The sequence below is a fragment of the Micromonospora sp. NPDC005413 genome (assembly GCF_040606435.1).
Classification (GTDB): Bacteria; Actinomycetota; Actinomycetes; order Mycobacteriales; family Micromonosporaceae; genus Micromonospora.
Window position 1 is genome coordinate 1 of the sequence record NZ_JBEXEV010000044.1, and the last position, 19787, is coordinate 19787.

Annotated in this window: 21 protein-coding genes and 2 pseudogenes; 8 read left to right on the forward strand and 15 right to left on the reverse strand. The window is 69.2% G+C overall.

The window, feature by feature from the left end:
* Nucleotides 1–629: transposase family protein (locus ABZS37_RS29890; RefSeq protein WP_355174469.1), on the forward strand; the 629-nt coding region annotated here is incomplete at its 5' end.
* Between the two features lie 36 nt (nt 630–665).
* On the opposite strand, the gene ABZS37_RS29895 is transcribed toward ABZS37_RS29890, so the two are convergent.
* Together ABZS37_RS29895 and ABZS37_RS29900 are read right to left on the reverse strand one after the other, a co-directional pair.
* A complete protein-coding gene (locus ABZS37_RS29895; protein WP_355174471.1) occupies nt 666–1163 on the reverse strand; it encodes a hypothetical protein in 498 nt (165 codons plus the stop codon).
* Nucleotides 1164–1613: 450 nt separating this feature from the next.
* Nucleotides 1614–2063: a Rid family hydrolase gene (locus tag ABZS37_RS29900; protein WP_355174473.1), complete on the reverse strand. Its 450-nt coding sequence runs from the start codon at nt 2061–2063 to the stop codon at nt 1614–1616.
* Nucleotides 2064–2126: 63 nt separating this feature from the next.
* On the opposite strand from ABZS37_RS29900, the gene ABZS37_RS29905 reads away from it, so the two are divergent.
* A complete protein-coding gene (locus tag ABZS37_RS29905) occupies nt 2127–2648 on the forward strand; it encodes a MarR family transcriptional regulator (protein WP_355174475.1) in 522 nt (173 codons plus the stop codon).
* A 23-nt stretch (nt 2649–2671) separates the two neighbouring features.
* Here the strand turns inward: ABZS37_RS29905 and ABZS37_RS29910 are convergent, their stop codons facing one another.
* The 4 genes from ABZS37_RS29910 to ABZS37_RS29925 all read right to left on the reverse strand — a co-directional run bounded on the left by ABZS37_RS29910 (nt 2672) and on the right by ABZS37_RS29925 (nt 6212).
* Entirely contained in the window at nt 2672–3727 is a 1056-nt protein-coding gene (locus ABZS37_RS29910) for a PHB depolymerase family esterase (protein WP_355174477.1), read from the reverse strand.
* A gap of 180 nt (nt 3728–3907) precedes the next feature.
* Nucleotides 3908–4588, reverse strand: coding sequence for a GPP34 family phosphoprotein (locus tag ABZS37_RS29915; protein ID WP_355174479.1), 681 nt, complete (start codon nt 4586–4588; stop codon nt 3908–3910).
* The gene (locus ABZS37_RS29920) at nt 4585–5304 is read right to left on the reverse strand and encodes an ABC transporter permease (RefSeq protein WP_355174481.1); all 720 of its coding nucleotides are present in this window, start codon (nt 5302–5304) and stop codon (nt 4585–4587) included. The genes ABZS37_RS29915 and ABZS37_RS29920 overlap by 4 nt, the downstream gene beginning before the upstream one ends.
* A gap of 26 nt (nt 5305–5330) precedes the next feature.
* A complete protein-coding gene (locus ABZS37_RS29925) occupies nt 5331–6212 on the reverse strand; it encodes an ABC transporter ATP-binding protein (protein WP_355174483.1) in 882 nt (293 codons plus the stop codon).
* A gap of 107 nt (nt 6213–6319) precedes the next feature.
* Here ABZS37_RS29925 and ABZS37_RS29930 point away from each other — a divergent pair, with 107 nt between their 5' ends.
* Nucleotides 6320–7474 (forward strand): histidine kinase, encoded by a 1155-nt coding sequence (locus tag ABZS37_RS29930; protein WP_355174485.1) that lies wholly within the window; start codon nt 6320–6322, stop codon nt 7472–7474.
* On the forward strand, nt 7471–8073 hold the full coding sequence (locus tag ABZS37_RS29935) for a response regulator transcription factor (protein ID WP_355174487.1): 603 nt from the start codon (nt 7471–7473) through the stop codon (nt 8071–8073). The genes ABZS37_RS29930 and ABZS37_RS29935 overlap by 4 nt, the downstream gene beginning before the upstream one ends.
* 306 nt (nt 8074–8379) lie before the next feature.
* On the opposite strand, the gene ABZS37_RS29940 is transcribed toward ABZS37_RS29935, so the two are convergent.
* Nucleotides 8380–8754, reverse strand: a complete 375-nt coding sequence (locus ABZS37_RS29940) for a tyrosine-type recombinase/integrase (RefSeq protein WP_355174489.1) — start codon at nt 8752–8754, stop codon at nt 8380–8382.
* Nucleotides 8755–9327: 573 nt separating this feature from the next.
* Between ABZS37_RS29940 and ABZS37_RS29945 the strand changes: the two genes are divergently transcribed.
* The gene (locus tag ABZS37_RS29945) at nt 9328–9615 is read left to right on the forward strand and encodes an NIPSNAP family containing protein (RefSeq protein ID WP_355174491.1); all 288 of its coding nucleotides are present in this window, start codon (nt 9328–9330) and stop codon (nt 9613–9615) included.
* On the opposite strand, the pseudogene ABZS37_RS29950 reads toward ABZS37_RS29945, so the two are convergent.
* The 6 genes and pseudogenes from ABZS37_RS29950 to ABZS37_RS29975 form a co-directional block, all read right to left on the reverse strand.
* Nucleotides 9610–10293, reverse strand: a pseudogene (locus ABZS37_RS29950) (WD40 repeat domain-containing protein); the annotation flags it as partial. The gene ABZS37_RS29945 and the pseudogene ABZS37_RS29950 sit on opposite strands and share 6 nt — an antisense overlap.
* A gap of 121 nt (nt 10294–10414) precedes the next feature.
* Nucleotides 10415–10675, reverse strand: a pseudogene (locus ABZS37_RS29955) (IS110 family transposase); the annotation flags it as partial.
* Nucleotides 10676–10940: 265 nt separating this feature from the next.
* The gene (locus ABZS37_RS29960; protein ID WP_355174493.1) at nt 10941–11633 is read right to left on the reverse strand and encodes a hypothetical protein; all 693 of its coding nucleotides are present in this window, start codon (nt 11631–11633) and stop codon (nt 10941–10943) included.
* Nucleotides 11634–11764: 131 nt separating this feature from the next.
* Entirely contained in the window at nt 11765–11929 is a 165-nt protein-coding gene (locus tag ABZS37_RS29965; RefSeq protein ID WP_355174495.1) for a hypothetical protein, read from the reverse strand.
* A 305-nt stretch (nt 11930–12234) separates the two neighbouring features.
* The gene (locus ABZS37_RS29970; protein ID WP_354997515.1) at nt 12235–12891 is read right to left on the reverse strand and encodes a response regulator transcription factor; all 657 of its coding nucleotides are present in this window, start codon (nt 12889–12891) and stop codon (nt 12235–12237) included.
* 4 nt (nt 12892–12895) lie between these two features.
* On the reverse strand, nt 12896–13915 hold the full coding sequence (locus ABZS37_RS29975; RefSeq protein WP_355174497.1) for a sensor histidine kinase: 1020 nt from the start codon (nt 13913–13915) through the stop codon (nt 12896–12898).
* A 253-nt stretch (nt 13916–14168) separates the two neighbouring features.
* Between ABZS37_RS29975 and ABZS37_RS29980 the strand changes: the two genes are divergently transcribed.
* The 3 genes from ABZS37_RS29980 (at nt 14169) to ABZS37_RS29990 (ending at nt 16787) form a co-directional block, all read left to right on the forward strand.
* Nucleotides 14169–14441 carry a hypothetical protein gene (locus ABZS37_RS29980; protein ID WP_354997517.1) on the forward strand — a complete coding sequence of 91 codons (273 nt, stop codon included), beginning with the start codon at nt 14169–14171 and terminating at the stop codon, nt 14439–14441.
* A gap of 180 nt (nt 14442–14621) precedes the next feature.
* The gene (locus ABZS37_RS29985) at nt 14622–15044 is read left to right on the forward strand and encodes a CBS domain-containing protein (protein WP_355174499.1); all 423 of its coding nucleotides are present in this window, start codon (nt 14622–14624) and stop codon (nt 15042–15044) included.
* Between the two features lie 456 nt (nt 15045–15500).
* Complete coding sequence (locus ABZS37_RS29990) at nt 15501–16787, forward strand: ArsB/NhaD family transporter (RefSeq protein ID WP_355174501.1); 1287 nt, start codon at nt 15501–15503, stop codon at nt 16785–16787.
* Nucleotides 16788–17293: 506 nt separating this feature from the next.
* Here ABZS37_RS29990 and ABZS37_RS29995 read toward each other — a convergent pair.
* A complete protein-coding gene (locus ABZS37_RS29995; RefSeq protein WP_355174503.1) occupies nt 17294–18193 on the reverse strand; it encodes an ROK family protein in 900 nt (299 codons plus the stop codon).
* Between the two features lie 98 nt (nt 18194–18291).
* The gene (locus tag ABZS37_RS30000; protein ID WP_355174505.1) at nt 18292–19752 is read right to left on the reverse strand and encodes a lyase family protein; all 1461 of its coding nucleotides are present in this window, start codon (nt 19750–19752) and stop codon (nt 18292–18294) included.
* Nucleotides 19753–19787: the final 35 nt, after the last annotated feature.

The following is a 19787-nucleotide window of genomic DNA, read 5'->3' on the forward strand; positions in this document are numbered from 1 at the left end:
TGCGCACTCTCGCCGACGTAGTCGGGTATCTGGGTCAGCACCCGCGCGCGTTGATGGACGCCACCGAGGTGCGGGTCCGCCGACCGGTCGAGGGCCGGGCGGGTAGGGACCGCTTCGTATCCGGCAAAGCGCGGCTGAACACGATGAAGGCGCTGGTGATCTGCGATCCGGCTGGTCGGCTGTTGTTCTGCGGCGAGACTCGGCCAGGCTCGATGCACGACCTCACCCAGGCGCGGACCGCCGGCCTTGTCGACCTCCTGCTCCACGCGCCGCTCGGGGTTCAGGTCCTCGCCGACGCCGGCTACCAGGGCTTGGGCGCCGACACCGCCGGCGTGGTGATCACACCGAAGCCCAAGCCGCGCCAACACCAGAAGTCACTGCCGCCGAGCGTCATCGCCGCGCACGACGCGGCCCGCAAACGGCACTCGTCGCAACGGATCCGCGTCGAGCATGTCATTGGACACCTGAAGAACTGGCGGATCCTGGCCCGCTACCACGGCCGACGCGAACACTTCGACGCCACCATCCGCGCGATCGCCGGCCTGCTATCTGACCACCAACACACCGACCGGACCGAGAACGCCACCAAGCCGCTCAAGGCCCTACCAGCCGCACCTCACCGCCGATGAGGTGACTGACCCTCCCGGCAACCGTGCACCAGGTCGTTAGTGGGACAGTCGGACGAACCGGTTGTACCAGTTTGGTTTCCAGGTTTGCCCGTCGTCGAACGAGAACGCTTGATTCCACTTCGGAGTCTCGGTCGTCGTGTCCGACCACTCGAACCGCACCTTGACCGGGGTGCCGTTGACGACGTCGTCGCAGTAGAACCGGCCCACGCCGTCCTCCTCGAATCGGCCGACGACCGGTGGTTCGAGCGTGCCCGGGTAGCGGCTGGATGTCCACCAAATCCGCCAGACCTTTTCCTGCGGGTCGAACAGGCGCAGGGTCATCCCTTCATAGGGCTGACCGTCGGGCGGCATCGACTCGACCAGCATCCGGTCGGTGTTGCCCAGCCCGTATAGTCGTATGTCGCCGGTGGACACCGAGTCGAACTCGACCCACTCGTCGCACTCCGGGTCGAGCGCGTTTACCAGCTTGCGGTTGCGCATCTGCCACACGCCGGGCACGAAGTCGAAATCGTGCCGGCCGTCGTCGTCGGACATGGGTTCCTCCCGGGTCGTCGTGTGTCACGAGTAAGCATGCGGGGCTACCACTGACATCTCCTGTCAGTGGTGGCGGGTGGCAATCGAGGAGTGCGTGCGAGCCGCCTACTGTCCGCTCTGCTGCTGTTGCAGACTCGGGGCCGAATGAGCGCGCGGGCGCTAGTGCCGTGACCACAAGCGTTCGCCGGTTGGTTAGGCGGCTTTCGTGGTCGGGTGGCCCCAGCGGTGTTGGCGTTCGCTGCGGACACGTGCGCGTTGGGCGGCGAGGATGTCGGGGTGGCGGGCGTTGGCGTTTCGCCAGTGCAGGTATTGGTGCAGGTGGCGGCCGGCGTCCGCCGGCTCCTGCAGGCGGCAAAGCCGGCGGACAATGGCCCGACACGGGTGCGCCGGGCCGGCGGGAGGCCGGCCTGGCGCACGCGTACTGCGTCAGCGCGAGTCGTTCGTGCCCGGTCAGGCGCGACTGACGACGGCGGTCACCCGGATCTCGACGCGCATCTTCGGCGCGCCGAGAGCCGCGACGCCGATCATGGTCCAGATGGGCGACCGGTTACCCATCCGCTTACGGAACTGCTCCACCATGAATTGGCCGTGAGTCTCGCCAATGAAGTCGGGGGCGTCCGGAACGTGGAAGGAGTCCACGGAGACGACGTCCCGCCAGGTGGCCCCGGCCGTGGCCAAAGTGCGCTCGACGTTGTCGAAGGCCCGGATGATCTCCCCCTCGAGCGACTCGGGGAAGGTGAGTTCGTCGTCCCATCCGCCCTGGCCCGAGATGTCGACCCGGTCACCGATCCGCATGGCCTGCTGGTAGTGCCTGTTCTCCAGCATCCAAGGGCCGTAGCCGGGTGTGGCGAAGAACTTCGGCTCGGTCATGCTGCTCTCCTTCGTCGTTACTTCACGCATGAAGTGAACGGTAGCACGAGTGACTTCAACCATGAAGTGTTGGCCGCTGGGTATGGTGTCGGCATGGCAACCACCGCCACCCCCGGCCCCGACGAGGACGCCACCGACCAGGCGCTCTGGCTCTCGGCGGATGAGAAGGACGCCTGGACCGGTCTGGTTTCGCTGGTCCTGCTGCTGCCCGGCCGGTTGGAGTCGCCCCTGCAGCAGGTGGCCGGCCTCACCCTCTTCGACTACCTGACCCTCAGCCACATGTCGGAGGCGCCCGACCGGCGCCTGCGGATGAGCGAGCTGGCCTACCTGGCCAACGGCTCGCTGTCCCGCCTCTCCAACGTCGTCAAGCGGTTCGAGCAGCGAGATTGGGTCGAACGGTTTCCCGACCCGGTGGACCGTCGCTACACGATCGCCGCTCTCACCGACGCCGGCTACGACGTCGTCGTCGCCGCCGCGCCCGCACACGTGCGCTCGGTGCGGCGGTACGTGCTCGACCCCCTCACCCCCGCCGACCGACGCGCACTGATGCGCATCGCCACCAAACTCAAGGTGCGGCCGGTCGACCTGGCCCAGGCGACGACCGATCCCCGGTAGGCGCAGCCGGGCCGACGCGCTCCTCACGGCATCGAGTGGCGCTCGGCGAACTCCCACACCCTCGCGCTCGCGTCGGGGCCCGCGTGATCGGTGTACCTACCGTCGCCGTCGGGGCCCGGCCACGCGTGCCCCATGTCCTGGACGCGGTACGACTCGACAATCGACGAGCCGTCCGGCGCGGTGATCGTCGTATGCGTGTACGCGTGCCGACCTGCGGCGCCGGGCACGGACACGGTCTCCTCGGCCGGGTCGAGGCTGTCGTTGGGCAGCCCGTCGTCGACGAGATCGCCCACCGCGGTCCAGTGTTCGACGAGCCGGGTGGCGACCAGGGGCGGCACGACCTCGTCCCGCTCGCCCTGGATGACCAGCAGCGGCACTCGCCAGGCCCGATCGCCCATCTGGGCCCAGACCTGATGTGCCGTGTCCAGCGGCGACGTCGAGTCCGGGTCGACCTGGTTGAGCCGGTATTCGCCGCCGGCGACCGAGGTCACCGTGGCGAAGACATCGGGGTAGGTAACGGCGAGGATGGCGGCGGTCCCCGCCCCCGACGAGGCATCGGCCACGTGCAACCGATCCGGATCCGCGTCGTACTTCTCGACCACCTGGCGGGCGATACCGGCCAGCAGCGCGGGTTCGCCGGTGTCCAGGCGCTGGTCTTGAGGGTCGGTGGAGTTCCAGCAGGCGATCACGTTGCGGGAGACCAGTTGCGTGGGGTAGACGACGATGAAGACCTCCTGGTCGGCCAGGCGGTTGAACTGCGTCGTGGACTTCATGGAGTTCCATCCGTAGCCGGTCATCGCACAGCCATGGATCGCCATGACGACCGGCAGCCGGGCCGTCCCGTCGTGCTGCGGGGGAAGATGGACCTGGTAGCGCTGCGAACCGGCATCGCCCTCGTAGACGTGGTTGCGGTCGCCCTCACCCATCTGCCAGGGTAGGCCGAGCTGAAGAGCGGCGACGCCGACGCTGCCGGCGGCCACAACGCTGGCGAGGACGCCGGAGACGATCCGGAGCCACCGCCGGCGCGGGGGACGGGTGGGCTCGATGCCAGCATGCGATTCGGTTGGCGGGGAGGTCACACGGGCCTCCTTTCCAGTACGGGGACCGCGTCAGACGGATGTCGTCGCGGCGAGACGTGGGTGGGCGTACACCGGATAGGTGAGGTAGCCGTCGTCGCAGCCGGCGTAGTAGGTGCCCCTGGTCGGCGACCGCCAGCGAAAGGTCCGCCCCGAACCATTCGACGAGGGCTCACCCAGGCCCTAGCTTCGAGGGAGCACGGTGATGGCCACGATGGCGCTGTTGACGACCGTGGCCGTCACGGTGCGGGTCACGGCTGCCGCCGCGGCGTCGGCACCCCAGTCGCCCTGCTCGAGTTCCTTGGCTCGGCTGATCACCGATGACGTCCACGGGATCTCGCGGTGGAACTGCGGGAGCGTCCCGCTCGCCGAGAGCAGCGCCGCGAGCGCGGCGACACGGGCTTGCGGCTCCGTACCGTCCACGAGGACCTGCCGAACGTCGGCGAGGAGGCGGGCCCGTCGTTCGGTCCTGCCGTCCCGCAGGGCCGTCGTCCGGAACAGGCCGAGCACCTTACGGGGCTCCTGGTCGATGTCACCTCGCGTGATGAGCCGCTCCAACACCGGCTTGCGCAGGGCGGGACCGATCGCCGCCAGTGCCGTCTGCACCCCCCTCGGTTTCTCGGCGAGGTAGTCCCACGCCGGGCGGAGGAGGCCATCCTGCGGTGGGTGACCCGCCACGCTTTTGACCCGCCCGCGGGCCGCCGTCGTCAGGTGATCGCCGAGGGCGAGGTCCGCGAGGACCGCTCCACCGAGGACGTAGAAGAGGGTGTTCTCACCCGCGATGGTCCCGGACCTGGGTTGGAACAGAAGCAGTAGGAGATCTTCCACGAGGGTCGGGACGTCCGACCGGGGTTCGGTGGTCATCGGCGGGGCTCCCAGCGGAAGAGTCGGGTGGCGAGGGCGACGGCGATGAGGACCCAGCCGAGCGTGGGCGCGAGCAGGAGCAGGGAGTCGGTCACGGCGACGCCGCCGTTCCAGGCGTTCATGGTCAGTTCGGTGGCCGCGCCGCCGGGCAGCAGCCGCTTGAGCCAGGCGAGGTTCTCGGTGCCGGAGATGCCCACCCAGCTGGCCATGGCGATCACACCGAGGGTAACGGGCAGGGTGGTGACCTGGGCGTGTTCGGGGGAGTTCGTCAGCCCGGCCGTGGCCAGCGCCATACCGATCATCATGGCCACGGTCGCGAGGAGCGCCACCACCAGCAGGGCGACGTTGGCCGGTCCGCCGGCGACCACCGCCAGGGCGGTCAGGATCGCGGTCACCTGCACCACGGCGAGGACGACCACAGGTAGCAGTAGGCCGGCGAGGATGCCGGCGTCGCCTTCGGCGGTGGAGCGCAGCCGCTTGAGGAAGAGATTCTGTCGTCGGGAGGCCAGGGTCGTGACGGCCGTGGCGTAGAGCCCGAAGGCGGCCACGGTGAACATCACGATCGCGGCGATGTAGCCGAGGCTCCCGATGGCGGCGTAGGTCTCGTGTTGACGGACGAAGAACACACAGACCGCGACCGGGATGATGAGGCTGGTGATCAGCACCAGCCGGTTGCGGAAAATCTGGATCAGTTCGCTGGACGCGATGGAAAACACGGTGATGGCCCTCTCGGAAGAACGAATCAACTGTTGATGGCGCGGAAGACGTCGTCGAGCCGGGTCGGCCCCGCCGCCACGTCTCGCAGCTCCACGGCGTGGTCCTGCGCCCAGCCGAGCAGGAGGTGCAGGTCCTTCTGCAGCTCGAAGGTCTCGACCGTGACCTTCCCGTCCGCGTCGACGGCGGCCCCCATCGGCAGCATCGGCGCCGATGCCGGGAGGGAGAAGCGGATGACCGCCGGCAAAGTGCGAGTCAGCTCGGAGACGGTGCCCTCCCGGTGGAGGGCGCCCTCGTGCATCAGCCCGATCCGATCCGCGCGCTGTTGCGCCTCCTCCAGGTAGTGCGTGGTGAGCAGGATGGTCGCGCCGTTCTCCCGCAGCCGGTCCACCGTCGCCCAGACCGCGTCGCGGGACTGGATGTCCAGGCCGGTGGTCGGCTCGTCGAGGAAGATCAGCTCCGGGCTGCCGTAGACCGCGGTGGCGAAGTCCAGCCGCCGCTTCTCCCCACCGGACAGATGCGACACCTTGCGGCCGGATCGGCCGGTGAGGTCGACCAGGTCGAGCACCCGGTCGACGTCGTCGGTGCGTCGGGTGAGCCGGCCGACCAGACCGACGGACTCACGGACGGTGAGGTCCGGGGAGAACCCGCTCTCCTGGAGCATGACACCCGTCCGGGGACGTACCGCTCGCCGGTCGGCGGGGCTGTGCCCGAACACGCGTACCGTGCCCGAGGTCGGCCTCCGGTGTCCCTCGACAACTTCCAGGGTCGAGGTCTTCCCGGCTCCGTTGGTGCCCAGCAGTGCGTAGAGCTCTCCGGGCCGTACCTCGAAGGAAAAGTCCTTCACGGCGTGGAAGTCGCCGTAGGTGAGGTTCAGCCGTTCGACTTCGATGACAGATGTGTTGGACATGTACCCATGACAGCGTGGGCGCGGCCGACCCGTCAGTGGCACCACGTCACCACCGCATGTGACGTGGTGTCACTGGTCGTGGCCCCTGGCTGCCGGATACTGGTGCGGTGACCGCGAGATCGCCGCGCTTTACGGAGTCGACGCAGGGAAAGCTGCGCCGGCTCAATCTCGCCACGTCACTGCCACCGGTGGTGTTCGCCGCGGTGGTCCTGGTCTATACCGACGCGCGTACCTGGTGGCACGTCGTCGTCCTGGCGCCGGGGGCCGCGGCGGCCCTGGTCGCCTTCGAACGGTGGACGGCCAACGACTTGCCACGGGTGGCGCTGCCATGCCTGATCGTCGCGGGAGCGGTGTGGCCACTGGGGGTCCTGGTCACCGGCAGCCCCAACGCCTACTGGGGGTTCTGCGCCGTGGGCTCCCTCGCCCTGCGCGAGGTCCGGCGGCACCGGAGGCTGGCGGTGGCCGGGCTGTTCACCTATGTCGCCGCCGTCGGCGCGGCGCGGCTGCTGGTGCAGCGGGACGACATCGGTCACGTTCTGGTCACCTACGTTTTCATCCCGACCGCCCTCACCGTCATCGTGACGGTTTTCACGGTGGTGGGCGAGCGGTTCTACGACCTCATCCGGGAGCTCGAACAGACCCGGGAACGCGAGGCGGAGTTGGCCGTGGTCCGGGAGCGCGTGCGCTTCGCCAGCGACCTGCACGACATCCAGGGCCACACCCTGCACGTGGTCAAGCTGAAGATCGCCCTGGCCCAGCGACTGCTGCTCCGCGACACCGCTCGGGCCGAGAAGGAGCTGCGGGAGACGTACGCGCTGGTCAGCGACACCATCGCGCAGACCAAGGAACTCGCCTACGCGCAACGGCGGCTCAACCTCACCGCGGAGATCGAGAACGCGAAGAACCTTTTCGAGGCCGCCGGCATCCGGGTCCGGGTGACCCGGGAGGCCGAGGTTCATGCCCCTACCAGCGAACTGCTCGGGCAGGTGCTGCGGGAGACGACCACCAACATCCTGCGGCACGCGCAGGCCACCCAGGTGCAGATCATGCTCGCCGCGTCGGGCATCACCATCGTCAATGACGGCGTGACCGCCACCACGCCCCTCGAGCTCAGGGGACTGGCGGCACTGCGGCAACGGGTGGCGGGCGACGGAGGTGAGCTGACCGTGGAACAGGAGGACGGACGCTTCTTGACCGCGGCGGTCTTCCCACCCGCTCGGGCCGACGCGGCCCCGACAGCATCGGAGGAGGACGGCCGATGACCACCATCGTGCTCGCCGACGACGAGGCGCTGCTGCGCACGGCCCTTGCCGCGCTGCTGCCGATGGAGGGCGACATCACCGTTCTCGCCGAGGCGCAGGACGGCCGGACGGCGATCGCCGCCACCCTGCGGCACCGGCCCGACGTGCTGGTCATCGATCTGGAGATGCCGGGCGTGGACGGCCTGGGCGCGGTCGCCGAGATCCGCCGCGAGCGACCGGAGCAGGTGATCCTCATGCTGACCCGGCACGCCCGCCCCGGCGTGCTGCGCAAGGCGCTGCGGCTCGGCGTCCAGGGCTTCGTCAGCAAATCCGCCGAGCCGGCCCACATCACCATGGTCATCGCCACCCTGCACTCGGGGAAACGCTGGATCGACCCGGACGTGTCCGCGCTCGCCGTTACCGAGGACTGCCCCCTCACTGACCGTGAAGCCGACGTGCTGCGGGTCACCGGCGAGGGTTACTCGGTCGCCGACATCGCCGCTCGGCTTTACCTCGCCCCGGGGACCGTACGCAACTACCTCTCCAACGCGATGCGCAAGACCCAGACCCGGACCCGCCACGAAGCGGCCCGCTACGCCCGCGAACACGACTGGCTGTAACCGGCGGTCCGGCCCGGGGGACTCCAGGGCAACGGCCGACTCTTCGTCACCGGCTGAGATCCAAGATGGGCCGTCCCGGGCAGGGGCTCATGCCGGATCGGCATGAACTCCGCGACATTTCTGGCAGGCAACGACAAGGTCCGGGTGGCTACGGATGGTAACAAGGGGTCGTCGGTTCGAATCCGGCCGTCCCGACAGGTTTCGGCAGGTCAGAGGCCTTGATTCACTTCGGTGAGTCGGGGCCTTTTGCCGTTCGTCTCACAATTTCTCACGTACGCCCATACTGCTGAATTTCGGGCGATCGAGTCACCCGAACAGGCCTGATTCGAGGTGCTCGGCCGCCACCTTGAGGTGGCTGCTGTCGGGGTGGACGTAGACCCGTTTAGCGAGCGTGCCGCCGTCTGCGTGGCCGGCCCAGGCCGCCAGCACGACGTCGGGCACTCCGGCGCCGGCGAGGTAGGTCAGGCAGGCGTGCCGGGCGTGGTATGGCCGGACCTTGCGGACACCGACCTTGGCCATCAGTTCGTAGACCCGGCGGCGGAGCCAGTCGGTGCGCTGCGGCTGGCCGAGTTCGTTGACCAGGACGTAGCCGCTGTCGGTGTAGGCGTTTCCGGCTTTCAGGCGTTCCTTCTTCTGGAGGGTGTGGAACGCCTTGAGCGCCTTCGTCACCGTCGCGGGCATCGGTCGGCCCCGTTTGCCAGCCGCCGATTTGACTTCCTTCTATACCTGCAGTTCCTGACCAAACCCTGGCCGGCGCCGACGCCGGCCAGGGGCTCGTCGTTCGCCTGGCGCTGGGCACGTTGGCATGACCAAGCCCGATGTGGGCGAGGGCTTCGGCTGCTTCGGCGAGTCGCGCCACCCGTGGGTTGCGGTCATTGCGCCTCCGGCGGGGGCGCTCCGGCTCCAGGATGGCCGGAGGCCGTCTGCGGCCGCCGGCTTTGCGGGTGGCGGTGGTGGGCCATCCTGTCTGCCATCGACCCGGGCAAGCCGAGCAGTCCGCCGCCCGACCCGCCAGCGTCCGTACGAGCCCTCTGGGTCCGCGTGACAAAGCGGACCGGGCGCCGGTCCGCTCCCCGGCGGGCGGGTCGATGGCAGACAGGATGGCGGACAGGTCTGAAGAGGAGTGTCTCGCCTCGCTGCCCGACGTCGTTCGACGTCGGATTGTCTAGCCGGCTTGGATCCACGGCCTCGGTTAGGGTCGGAGAGGACGCCTTGGGACGCGGCGCGGCTGAGGTGACAGGGATTGCGAGGACTGTGCGGATCCGTACCTACACGGTCCGGGCGGGGCTGCTGGACGAGTGGGTGGATAGATGGCAGCGTTTGGTCGTCCCGCTGCGTCGTGATCTCGGTTTTGAGATTCATGGGTCGTGGAAGGACCGGGCGCGGAGTCAGCACGTCTGGGTGATCTCTCACGAGGGGCCTGAGTCGTTCGATGAGGCCAATGCGGCCTACTGGGCCTCGGAGCGTCGCAAGAGGCTCGGCCTGGACCCGGACGATTACCTGGTGGGGGAGGAGACTCGCGAGGTCGAGCAGACGCTATGAGTCCGCGTCGCCGGGTAGTAGGTGTGCCTGCCGCTCGTCGTCGGTGAGGGCGCGGAACACCCGTGAGCGCGCTACTGCGGTCAGCTCGGCCAAGTCGACGGAGGCCGCCCAGACGCGGGCAGTGCCGTCCGTTGAGCCAGTCGCGACCTGCCGCCCGTCCGGCAGCCACGCGAGGCTGGTGACGCCGTCGCGGTGTACGCCGATTACCTCGCCCTGGTCGTCGTCCGCGCTGTCCCAGACCCGTACGGTGCGGTTGTCGGAGCAGGACGCGAGGCGCCGGCCGTCCGGTGCCCATGCCACTGCGCGGACGCGCTTGTCGTGGCCGGTCAGTACCCGCGGCTGGTTGGTGCCGGTGAGGTCCCAGACGCGGACGGTTCGGTCGTCGGAGCCGGAGGCGAGGTAGCGGCCGCTCGGGGACCAGGCGAGCGCACCCACCCAGTCGGCGTGCCCACGCAGAACGCCGGCAGAACTGCCTGTGCGGACGTCCCACACTCGTACTGAATTGTCCTTGCAGCCTGCTGCCAACCGGGACCCGTCCGGTGACCAGGCCAGCGATTCGACCTCGGCCCCGAAGCGCACGTCGCCGTCGGTACCGACCAGGTGGGCCGAGCCGTCGCGCAGGGCCACGGCGAGCACGTCGGCTGTCGGCGCGCAGGCAAGGGCCACGACCGCTTCCGGCCACGTCGTGACGGCGGCCGTGCCGTCCGGCTGCCAAATTCGTACGGTGCCGTCGGCGCCACCGGTGGGTGCCGACCAGCGCGATGGAGTGGGCGTCGGTGGCGTCGGTCTTGCGGCCCTGTCCGGTGGCGAACACCCGTGCCCTGGCCGACAGCTTCGGCGGGACGTCGACGACCTGTTCGCCGTCGGCGAGTAGCCGGTTGGCGATGTGCCGGCCGATGCCCTGGCAGCCCTCGATCGCCCAGACTCGGTTCGGCCACTGCTTGGCGTACTTCCTCATCATGGTGTAGCCGTCGCGGTCCGTGTCGGACCGGCCGCCGCCGACGATGCTCTCGTCGCCGGCCATGATCTCGATCGTGGCGGAGCGTTTGTGCGGGTCCATTCCGATGACCACGCGGTCTGATGTGACAGTCAACGTGCCCTCCGATGCTCGATCCACCTGGGTTGTCGAGCCGGGAGGGCAACGCTACTTCGAGCCGAGCAAACCCCTCTTGAGCCTCTCCCCGCTCTAGAGCGACGCCCGAGCCGCCCAGGCCAAATGAGAGCCACACGACCAGCGTGGGCAGCCGAATTGAGAGCGACAACCCGAGCGCCTCGACCGAAGCCTGGCCGGGACGGTCGCAGGTCAATGAAACAAGTAGCCGAGATCAGTGCGGGGACGTCGGGCTACCAGTGCCGTGGCTCGCTGCGGACGGGGTCGACAAGGCCGCCAGCCAGGTGTGTCCTGGATGTATTCGCGTCAACAGCCTGGACAGCGTCTCGCGCTGGGTACGGGTCAGCAGCGGGAGAACGCCGTCGAAGTCGGCCTGGTCCTTGGGGCGCACGTGCTTGGCCTTGAAGAGAAGAACGAGCTCGGGTATTAGGTAGGGGATCCGGTCCACGGTGTGCCGGATGATCTCGGCGTAGGGCAGCCTGATCGTCTCGTCTCTTCGGCAGATCCACATGTCGCCGTCGTGCGGCTCACGGAAGACATCAAGCAGGTAGCGTCCGGTCGCCGGATCGCGCAGCCACGTTTGCCGAGTGGCATTCAGCACCTGCGCTGTCGCCGCTTCCCAAATCCGGGCGTCGCCGACCGCATCGAAGGTGAACTCGGCGAAGCGCTCGCGAATTTCCGGGAACCGCCCGGCGGGCACGCCAATCTCGATGTCGTGGTGGTCGCGGGTCTGCTCACCGCGGAACAGGTCCAGCGCCCAGCCCGCCGCCACGTACCAAGGCGCGGAGATGCCGGCCAGGCGCTGTCCGACTTCGTGGGGCGTCCAGCATCCCGCCCAGCGGGCTTCGAGTGCCCGAAGGTCGCCCGGCGATACCTGGATACCACCGCTTGGTAACCGGTCACTCATCGCACGAACATATCCGGGATCAAATTCTGCCTCGCCGTAGGCGTCCGCACATGCCGCCGAGAGGTCGCTATTGTGCGACCATCTTCGTCTCCCTGGGGCGCCCGAAGGTTCGGACCGTGGTGGTCCCGACTTCAGGGCAGCAGGTACGCGGTTAGCCGGTCGGCGAGTTGCTTCGGGTGGCTGAGTGCCACTGAGTGGCCGCCGTCCATCTCGTCCGGGGCGACGCCGAGTCGGTCGGCGGCCACCCGGCGCTGGAAGTCCGCCGGGAAGAACCGGTCCTCGCGTGTGATGAGCACCGTCGTCGGCACGTCTGGCCAGGCGTCCAGGGGCCACGGCTCGTTCCTTCTGCGCTGACCTGGTCCCGGCTATGTGCGGCTGCCTCCGCGACGGGCTCGGCCGGCACACGGTTGTAGAACTGCTGCTCCTCGCTGAGCCCTTCCGCGCCGCGGTAACCGGTGTTGGCCCACCACTTCCCGGGTTCACGTTCAGCCCTGTCGTGTGCCCGTCGATCTCCCGTTCGCTGAGGGGCAAGCGCCGATGACGGCCAGCACGGACACCGCCGGGTCGATCCAGCGCCTGGCGGTGCACACCACCGCCCTGCTCACGGTTCGACCAGGCCGGCCCGGATCGCGTACCGGGTGAGGTCGAGCCGGTCGCGCATCCCGAGCTTCTGCAGGATGTTGGCCCGGTGTCGATCGACCGTCTTTGTGCTGATGAACAGCGCCTCGGCGATCTCCTTCGCGGAGTTGCCTTCGGCGATCAGCTTGACGATCTCCTCCTCGCGTGGGGTCAGGATGCTTTCTGGGATCCGCTCTCCCTGCCGGTCGCGGTGCAGGTAGTCCCGGATGAGCGCGGTGATCGCGCCCGGGTAGAGGAAGGGCTCGCCGCGCATCGCCGCCCGACAGGCCTCCAGCAGGTCCCGGTCGGCGACCGACTTGAGCACGTAGCCGGAGGCGCCGGCCCGGAGCGACTCGAAGAAGTACTGCTCGTTGTCGTGCATCGACAGGATCAGGATCCGGATGCCCGGTGCCCGCCGGGAGATCTCGCGGGCCGCCTGGAGCCCGGTCATCCGGGGCATCGCGATGTCGAGGATGGCCAGGTCGACCTCTGACTCCTTGGCGGCCTCCACCGCCTCGGCGCCGTCGGCCGCCTCGGCGACCACGGTCAGGTCCGGTTCGGCGTCGAGGATCAGGCGCAGCCCTCGACGGACCAACGCATGATCATCTGCCAGCAGAATCCTCGTTGTGGAAACGGTCACCGCTTCAACTCCCCTCGGCCATCATAGGAACGATCAGGCGTACTTCGGTGCCGCCACGGGGAAGCGTGGAGAGGGTGAGACGCGCGCCGATGAGCAACGCCCGCTCCCGCATGCCGCGCATCCCGGCGCCCTCGTGGCGTATGTCGCCGGTCCCGTTGTCCGCGACCCTCAGCACCACGGTGTCGTCCTCGGCCCGCAGCGACAGGTCCACCTTCGTGGCGTGCGCGTGGCGTGCGACGTTCGTCAGGCTCTCCTGGGCGATCCGGTAGATCACCAGTTCCACCTCGGCGCTCAGGGCTGGTAGGTCCGGATCCGACTTTCTCATCACAGGCACTCCGTTGACCTGGGAAAACTCTGTGGCAAGGGCGTTCAGAGCGCTGTGCAGCCCGAGGTCCTCCAGGACGTCGGGTCGCAGGCGGCGGGCGACCTGCCCCACCTCGTCGAGGCTGGATCGGACGGTCTCCTGTACGGCCTGCAACTCCTCGCGTAGCTCCTTCGGGGCTCGGTCCATTGCCCGCTTCAGGCCGAGCAGCACGACCGTCAGGCTCTGCCCGATCTCGTCGTGCAGCTCCCGCGCGATCCGCTGCCGCTCACCCTCCTGAGCGGCGAGCGCGTGGGCGCTGCTCGCGCTGCGTTCGGCCTCCAGCCGGTCGAGCATCGCGTTGAAGGTCTCGATCAGATTGGTGAGGTCGCCGTTGCTGCTGTCGGGCAGTCGGTCATCGAAGTGCAGCAGATCCACCCGCTGCATCAGCGCGGTGAGCACGCCGAGTGGCGCCAGGCTGGTCCGCAGCAGCAGCGCGTTCACGGCGAGGATGAGCGTGAGCCCGATGATCAGCACGGGTACCTCGGTGAGCAGCACCGGCGAGGAGACCGTGGCGGGGGAGAGCGCGAGGACGAGCGTGCCGACGGTGAAGACCAGGCCGTTGAGCGCGAACAGCCGGCGGAACAGGGCATGCGTCGGCGGTCGGCCGCGCGGAAGGTGGCCGCGCGGCGGGCGCCCTCGCCGGACGGCGGTGTTGGTCATGTCGCCAGCGTCGACGTGACACGACGGTCTTGTCCATCCGGCGCGCCACTCATCAGGTCTCGAACATCTGCCCCCACACCAGCGGTACCTACACGTTCCACCCGGGTGGAGATGGGTGCTGGACCCAATGGTGGCGGGTCTGCCCTGCCCGGAGGCTTGGAACCGGGACGTCGAGCGGACCCGGCCGGGTAGCCGGCCCCGTCCGGCCGATGTTCTTTCCCGACCGATGGCCGCCTACACGAGCGGAGGCACAGTGCAGATCACCCACACCACGGTCCCCGGCATCGGCGTAGTGCACCACTTCCGGACCAGGGGCGGGCAGCGATTCGGCATGCTCGTGGACAACGTCGATCAGCGGGTGTTGTTGATCTACGGCCCCGACGACCCGGACGTACCGGTCGACCGTATCGCGATGGAACACGACGAGGCCGATCAGCTCGCCGAGATCCTGCACAGCCGCTCGGTCGCCGACCGGCTGGCCACCATCGAGCGGCGCTTGTCCGAGCTGGCTGGCGATTCCACATGATCTTGCGACGCGAGGATGGTCAGCTCAGCGACAGTTTCCGTGGTTCGCTGGTACCCGAGTCGGCGGAACACCTGAGCACGGCCCGCCGGTGGCCGGATCCGAGAGCGTTGCCCGAGGCTGGGCCATGTCCCAAGGAATGGTGTTATGCAAGCACGAGAGATCGCCGTGACAGTTCCGACGGTGACCGTCCGGGACTCCGTGGCGAAAGCCGTGCGCCTGATGGCGCTCAACAGGCTGCCTGGACTGATCGTCGTCGACGACCGGGGGCGGCCCCGGGCGGTGCTGCCCGGAACCCAGGTGCTCCGCCTGGCGGTTCCCCGGACGTACCAGGAGGATTCCGCGCTTGCCCGGGCCATCGACGAGGCCCACGCCGATCTGTTCTGGGAGGAACTGGGCGTCCTCACTGTCGGCGACTGCCTGGTCCGCGACGCGGCTCGGCCGATCATCGTGGGCCTGGATGGGACCCTGCTCGAGGTGGCGGCCCTGATGGCCCGCCAGCGCAGCCCGCTGGTGGCAGTGGTCGACCGAGGTGGCGTACTCGTCGGGGCGATCACTCTGGACCGCCTGCTCGCCCGGCTGGCCGTTCCGGACCCGGACGCCTGATCCGGAGCACCCGCCTGACGGGTGCCCGCTACCTCTACCACCATGACCGCGTGGCCGGTGCGCTGTGTGGCGCCCCGCGCGCCACCGGGCGCGCCGCCGCGCGCGTGGCAACCCGCGCTGCCCTGCGCGCCGCACGTCCGTCGCGCGTCGCGCGTCTGACGCCACCCGGCGGGCCCACTGCGGTGGCCGCCGCCGACAGGCCCTCGGCACCGCGCTGGGCCCGGGAGCCCTGCGCCACCCGCGCGCCCCGCGTTGCGGCGTGCGCGCACGGCTGACCTCGTATCCGCCCGGCGTACCGCGCCGCGGAACGCCATCGTCCGGAGGTACCTTCATGTTCCACGGTCCTGCGGTGACGCCTGCCCGGCGATCGCCCCACACGGACGTCATCCCGTTCTGTAGAAACATCGCCGATCGGGCCGTGGCCGGCGTCGGTTCCGGACCGCCGGGGTCCGCCCGATGAGCGCCATCATCGCGCTCGTCATCTTCGTGGTGGCGTTCTTCTTCATCGCCACCGAGAAGGTGGACAAGGTCAAGGTTGTGCTGATCGCCGCCGCGGCGATGGCCATCTTCGGGTTGATCCCGGGTGCCGAGGTCTTCTTCTCCGAGCACGAGGGCATCGACTGGCGCGTCATCTTCCTGCTACTCGGGATGATGATCATTGTCGGGGTCATCAAGCAGACCGGACTCTTCGACTACCTCGCGATATGGGCGGCGAAGAAGTCGCGTGGCAAGCCGTACCGGCTGATGGTGCTGCTGATGCTGATCACGGCCGTCGCCTCACCGTTCCTGGACAACGTCACCACGATCATGCTGGTCGCCCCGGTCACCGTGGTGGTCTGCAACCGGCTGCACATCCCGGCGCAGCCGTACCTCATCGCCGAGGTGCTGGCCTCCAACATCGGCGGTGCCGCCACCCTGATCGGCGACCCGCCCAACATCATCATCGGCAGCCGGGCCGGGCTGACGTTCGTCGACTTCCTCGTCCACATGGCACCGATCGTCGTCGTGATCTTCGCCGTGTTCGTCCTGTTCACCCGGGTGCTGTTCCGCAAGTCCTTCCGTTACAACCCGGAACGCGTCGAGTCGGTGATGGCGCTGCAGGAGCGGCGGGCCATCACCGACGTACGCCTGCTGGTGCGCTGCCTGATCGTCCTCGGCTTCGTCGTGCTCGGCTTCGGACTGCACTCCGTGCTGCACATCGACCCTTCGGTGGTCGCCCTGATCGGCGCCGGGGTGATGGTGCTGGTCTCGAAAATGAACATCTCCGAGGTGCTGGAGGAGGTGGAGTGGCCGACGCTGGTCTTCTTCATGGGCCTGTTCGTGATGGTCGCGGGGCTGGTGCACACCGGCGTCATCGGCACGATCGGCGAGTGGGCGATCGACGCGGTGGGTGACAACTTCTTCGCCGCGGCAACGTCCCTGCTCTTCGGCTCCGCGGTGCTCGGCGCCTTCTTCGACAACATCCCGTACGTGGCGACGATGGCGCCAGTGGTGGAGGGTCTGGTCGCCGAAGCACCAGATCCGCAGACCGGTCAGGCGCTCTGGTGGGCCTTCGCCCTCGGCGCGGACTTCGGCGGCAACGGCACCGCGGTGGCGGCCAGTGCCAACGTGGTGGCCATCGGTATCGCCGCGCGGAACGGGCACCGGATCTCGTTCTGGCAGTTCACCAAGTACGGCATCGTGGTCACGATCCTGAGCACGCTGATCGCCTGGTTGTACGTCTGGCTCCGCTACTTCACCTAACGACGAGGCGGGTCGCAGGCCTCCGCCCCGGGTTCTCCCCGGGGCGGAGGCCTCTGCTTCTGCACCGATCTCCGCGACAGTGCGCCGGCCGCAGTGGTGGGCGGCGGTGCCGGCCGGGCCTGAGGGAAGCATCGACCCGGCCGGCTATCGCCTCAGCTCACAGTTTCAGCAGGGATTGCCAGCCGTTGCGATTCACATCATCGAGGCCGGGGCCGGCATCTTGGCGACCACCCGCTATTGGTATCCGTATCGGTGGATGGTCGCCTCGATGTCTTGCGCAACTGCGGCCTGCACCGCTCGTACGTCGGCGGGTCACAGGTGTCCAGGCGCGCGACCACCGGAACGGCCGGTCGGTCGAGGGCGGCTGTCCGACGACCGACGGACACCCGCCCTCGCCAACGATCGGAGCTTCGACGCTGGAAGGTGGTCACCTATCGCACCGCACCGGCCCCCGGGAACATTTCGGTCAGGAGCAGACCCCCGGGGGTGGGAACGACCGGCGGCGCTCAGACGGGCGCGGGCAGGGCCTCCATGGCCATGGCGAGCGAACCGAGCAGCGCGGCGTCCTGGGCGAAGGCCGACAGGACGATGTCCGGCCGGTACGGCAGCGCGTGGGTGAGCCGCTCGATGAGCAGCTCCCGCACCACCTCGTTGCCTGCGACGCTGCCGACCAGCACGATCCGCTGCGGGTCGAGCAGGAGACAGCAGGTGACGAGTTGGCGGGCCAACTCGTCGACGCGCTGACGCAACTCGTCGCGGGCCCGGCCGGGCTGCGCTGCGGCGGTGCAGAGCGCGGCGGCCTGGCCGGTCAGCCCCAGCCGCTGCGCCAGCTCGTCCAGGGCTCGACCGGAGAAGGTCGTCTCCAGCATCGGCTCCAGGCCGGAGGGCCAGCTGTGGTCGGTCAGACCGTAGGCGATCTCCCCGGCCGCACCGTGGTAACCGGCCATCACCTCGCCGCCGACCGTCACCGCCGCGGCCACCCCGGTCCCGATGCCGATCACCAGGCCCGGATCGATGCCTTGCAGCGCACCGAGGCGCAGCTCGGCGTAGGCGGCCGCGTTGAGGTCGTTCGACACCCGCACGGAGGTCAGCCCGAGGTGAGCGCGGACCGCGTCGGCCAACCGCAGCTGCTCCCAGCCGGGTACGTTCGGCGCCAGTTCGATGTCGTGGTCGTGGACCACCCCGGGGGAGGCGATGCCGGCCGCCACGAGCGTGCCGCCGGTGCGGGCCACGAGTTCCCGGGCCCGGTCGAGAGCCCGGGTGAGGGCCTGCTGCGCGCCTTGCTCGGCGTGCGTGGGCAGTCGCTCGGAGACGAGCAGCCGGCCGTCGGCGTCGCCCACACCGATCGCCATCTTCGTGCCGCCGAAATCGACGCCGAGCAGCCGCGGGATTGCCGATTGTTCCATGGTGATGTCAGATCGCCCTTCGGGCCGTCGGTCCAGGTTGTGCCGCGGTCGCGGCGACACAACATTCTCGTTCACGCAGTGCTGCGTCTGTTGCCCCGTCACCGGCCCACCCTCGCCGCGACCGCCTCGGCCAGCGCCTCGTCGGCGCGGGCCAGGCGGTCGCGGAACGCATCCACCCGTGCCGATACCGCGGCCAGCATGGTACGCAACTGCGCGACCTGTTCCCGTACGGCCGCTTCTCCCGGGCCGTCGGCCTGGGCCCGGCGGAGCACGAATTCCGGGTGGACCGCGGCGGCCAGCAGGTCCCGGATCGCGGCCTCGTCGAGCTGGTCGGCCAGACCGAGGTGGGCGGCGGTCGACCGGACGTCCTGTTCGGTCCAGGTGGCCGGCGGGCCGGTCCGCACCAGTCGGCCGAGCAGCGAGTGGGCGCCCCGGAACGGAACGCCGTGGCGGGCCAGCGCGTCGGCGGCGGCCGTCGTGGTGGCGCCCGAGGCGACGATCTCCTCGCTGGTCGGCGGACGCAGCGGGTCCAGCTCCGCGATCAGCCCGCCGAGCAGGGAGAAGAACCGGTACGCCCGGTCGTCACCGTCCCAGAGCCGGGCCTGCACGTCGGTGGTGGCGTTGTTGGAGTCCTCCCACCAGGCGGCACCGACGTTGTTGAGCACGCTGACGGCATCGCCCGCCGCGGCGCCGGCCATCGAGACGAGGTGTTCCAGCACGACCGGGTTGCGCTTCTGCGGCATGATGCTGCTGCCCTGGGTGAACGAGCTGGGGGTGACGACCCAGCCCCAGCTCAGCCAGTCCATCAGGGTGCGGGCCAGCCGGGCGCCCGTGGCGAGGGCCTGCGCGTTGAGGGTGGCGACCCGGACGAGGTGGTCGGCGCCGGCCACCGCCTCGTACGAGTTGACGATGAGCCGCTCGAAGCCGAGCAGGTCCGCCAGGCGGCGGGGCGAGATGTCCAGGTCGGTGCCGGCGAAGGCGCAGGAGCCCAGGGGCGAACGGTTCATCTCGTCCAGCAGGTCGGCGTAGGCGAGCCCTTCGCCGGCCAGCGCCTCGGCGTAGCCGGCGAAGACATGCCCGATGCTCGTCGGCTGGGCGGGGCGGCGGTGGGTGTAGCCGGTGATCACCACGTCGGCGTGCCGGTCGGCCCGGTCCAGCACCGTCCGGCCGGTCGCCAGCATCGCGTCCAGCACCTGAAGGAGCTGATTGCGCAGCACCATCCGGAAGACGCCGGCGTCGAGATCGTTACGGCTGCGCGCGAGCTGCACGCTGAGCTGGGACACCTCGACCTCGCAGGCGGCGGCGAGGCGCTTCTCCAACGTGTAGTAGACGTCCTCGACGCTGCCGTCGTAGTCCAGGTCCTCGGGCCGGTCCTCGGCGAGGACGAGCAGCCCGCGCAGCATCATCGTGGCGGAGTCGGCGGGGATCAGCCCCTGTTCGGCGAGCATGACGACGTGGGCCTGGCTCGCCTTGACCATCGCGGGGTACAGGTGGGCGGCGTGGTGATCGAACACGACGCGAAGGTGGTGCTGCTGGTAGATGGTCAGTGATGGGGTCATCGTGGCCTCCCAATGCGGTGCGGTGTCCTACGGGT

Excerpts from the sequence above, each read along its gene's own strand:
- ABZS37_RS29990 (WP_355174501.1), top strand. The coding sequence starts at position 15,501 with ATGAGCGCCATCATCGCGCTCGTCATCTTCGTGGTGGCGTTCTTCTTC.
- ABZS37_RS29895 (WP_355174471.1), bottom strand. The coding sequence starts at position 1,163 with ATGTCCGACGACGACGGCCGGCACGATTTCGACTTCGTGCCCGGCGTG.
- ABZS37_RS29905 (WP_355174475.1), top strand. The coding sequence starts at position 2,127 with ATGGCAACCACCGCCACCCCCGGCCCCGACGAGGACGCCACCGACCAG.
- ABZS37_RS30000 (WP_355174505.1), bottom strand. The coding sequence starts at position 19,752 with ATGACCCCATCACTGACCATCTACCAGCAGCACCACCTTCGCGTCGTG.
- ABZS37_RS29935 (WP_355174487.1), top strand. The coding sequence starts at position 7,471 with ATGACCACCATCGTGCTCGCCGACGACGAGGCGCTGCTGCGCACGGCC.
- ABZS37_RS29995 (WP_355174503.1), bottom strand. The coding sequence starts at position 18,193 with ATGGAACAATCGGCAATCCCGCGGCTGCTCGGCGTCGATTTCGGCGGC.
- ABZS37_RS29915 (WP_355174479.1), bottom strand. The coding sequence starts at position 4,588 with ATGACCACCGAACCCCGGTCGGACGTCCCGACCCTCGTGGAAGATCTC.
- ABZS37_RS29925 (WP_355174483.1), bottom strand. The coding sequence starts at position 6,212 with ATGTCCAACACATCTGTCATCGAAGTCGAACGGCTGAACCTCACCTAC.
- ABZS37_RS29940 (WP_355174489.1), bottom strand. The coding sequence starts at position 8,754 with ATGCCCGCGACGGTGACGAAGGCGCTCAAGGCGTTCCACACCCTCCAG.
- ABZS37_RS29960 (WP_355174493.1), bottom strand. The coding sequence starts at position 11,633 with ATGAGTGACCGGTTACCAAGCGGTGGTATCCAGGTATCGCCGGGCGAC.
- ABZS37_RS29975 (WP_355174497.1), bottom strand. The coding sequence starts at position 13,915 with ATGACCAACACCGCCGTCCGGCGAGGGCGCCCGCCGCGCGGCCACCTT.
- ABZS37_RS29900 (WP_355174473.1), bottom strand. The coding sequence starts at position 2,063 with ATGCGTGAAGTAACGACGAAGGAGAGCAGCATGACCGAGCCGAAGTTC.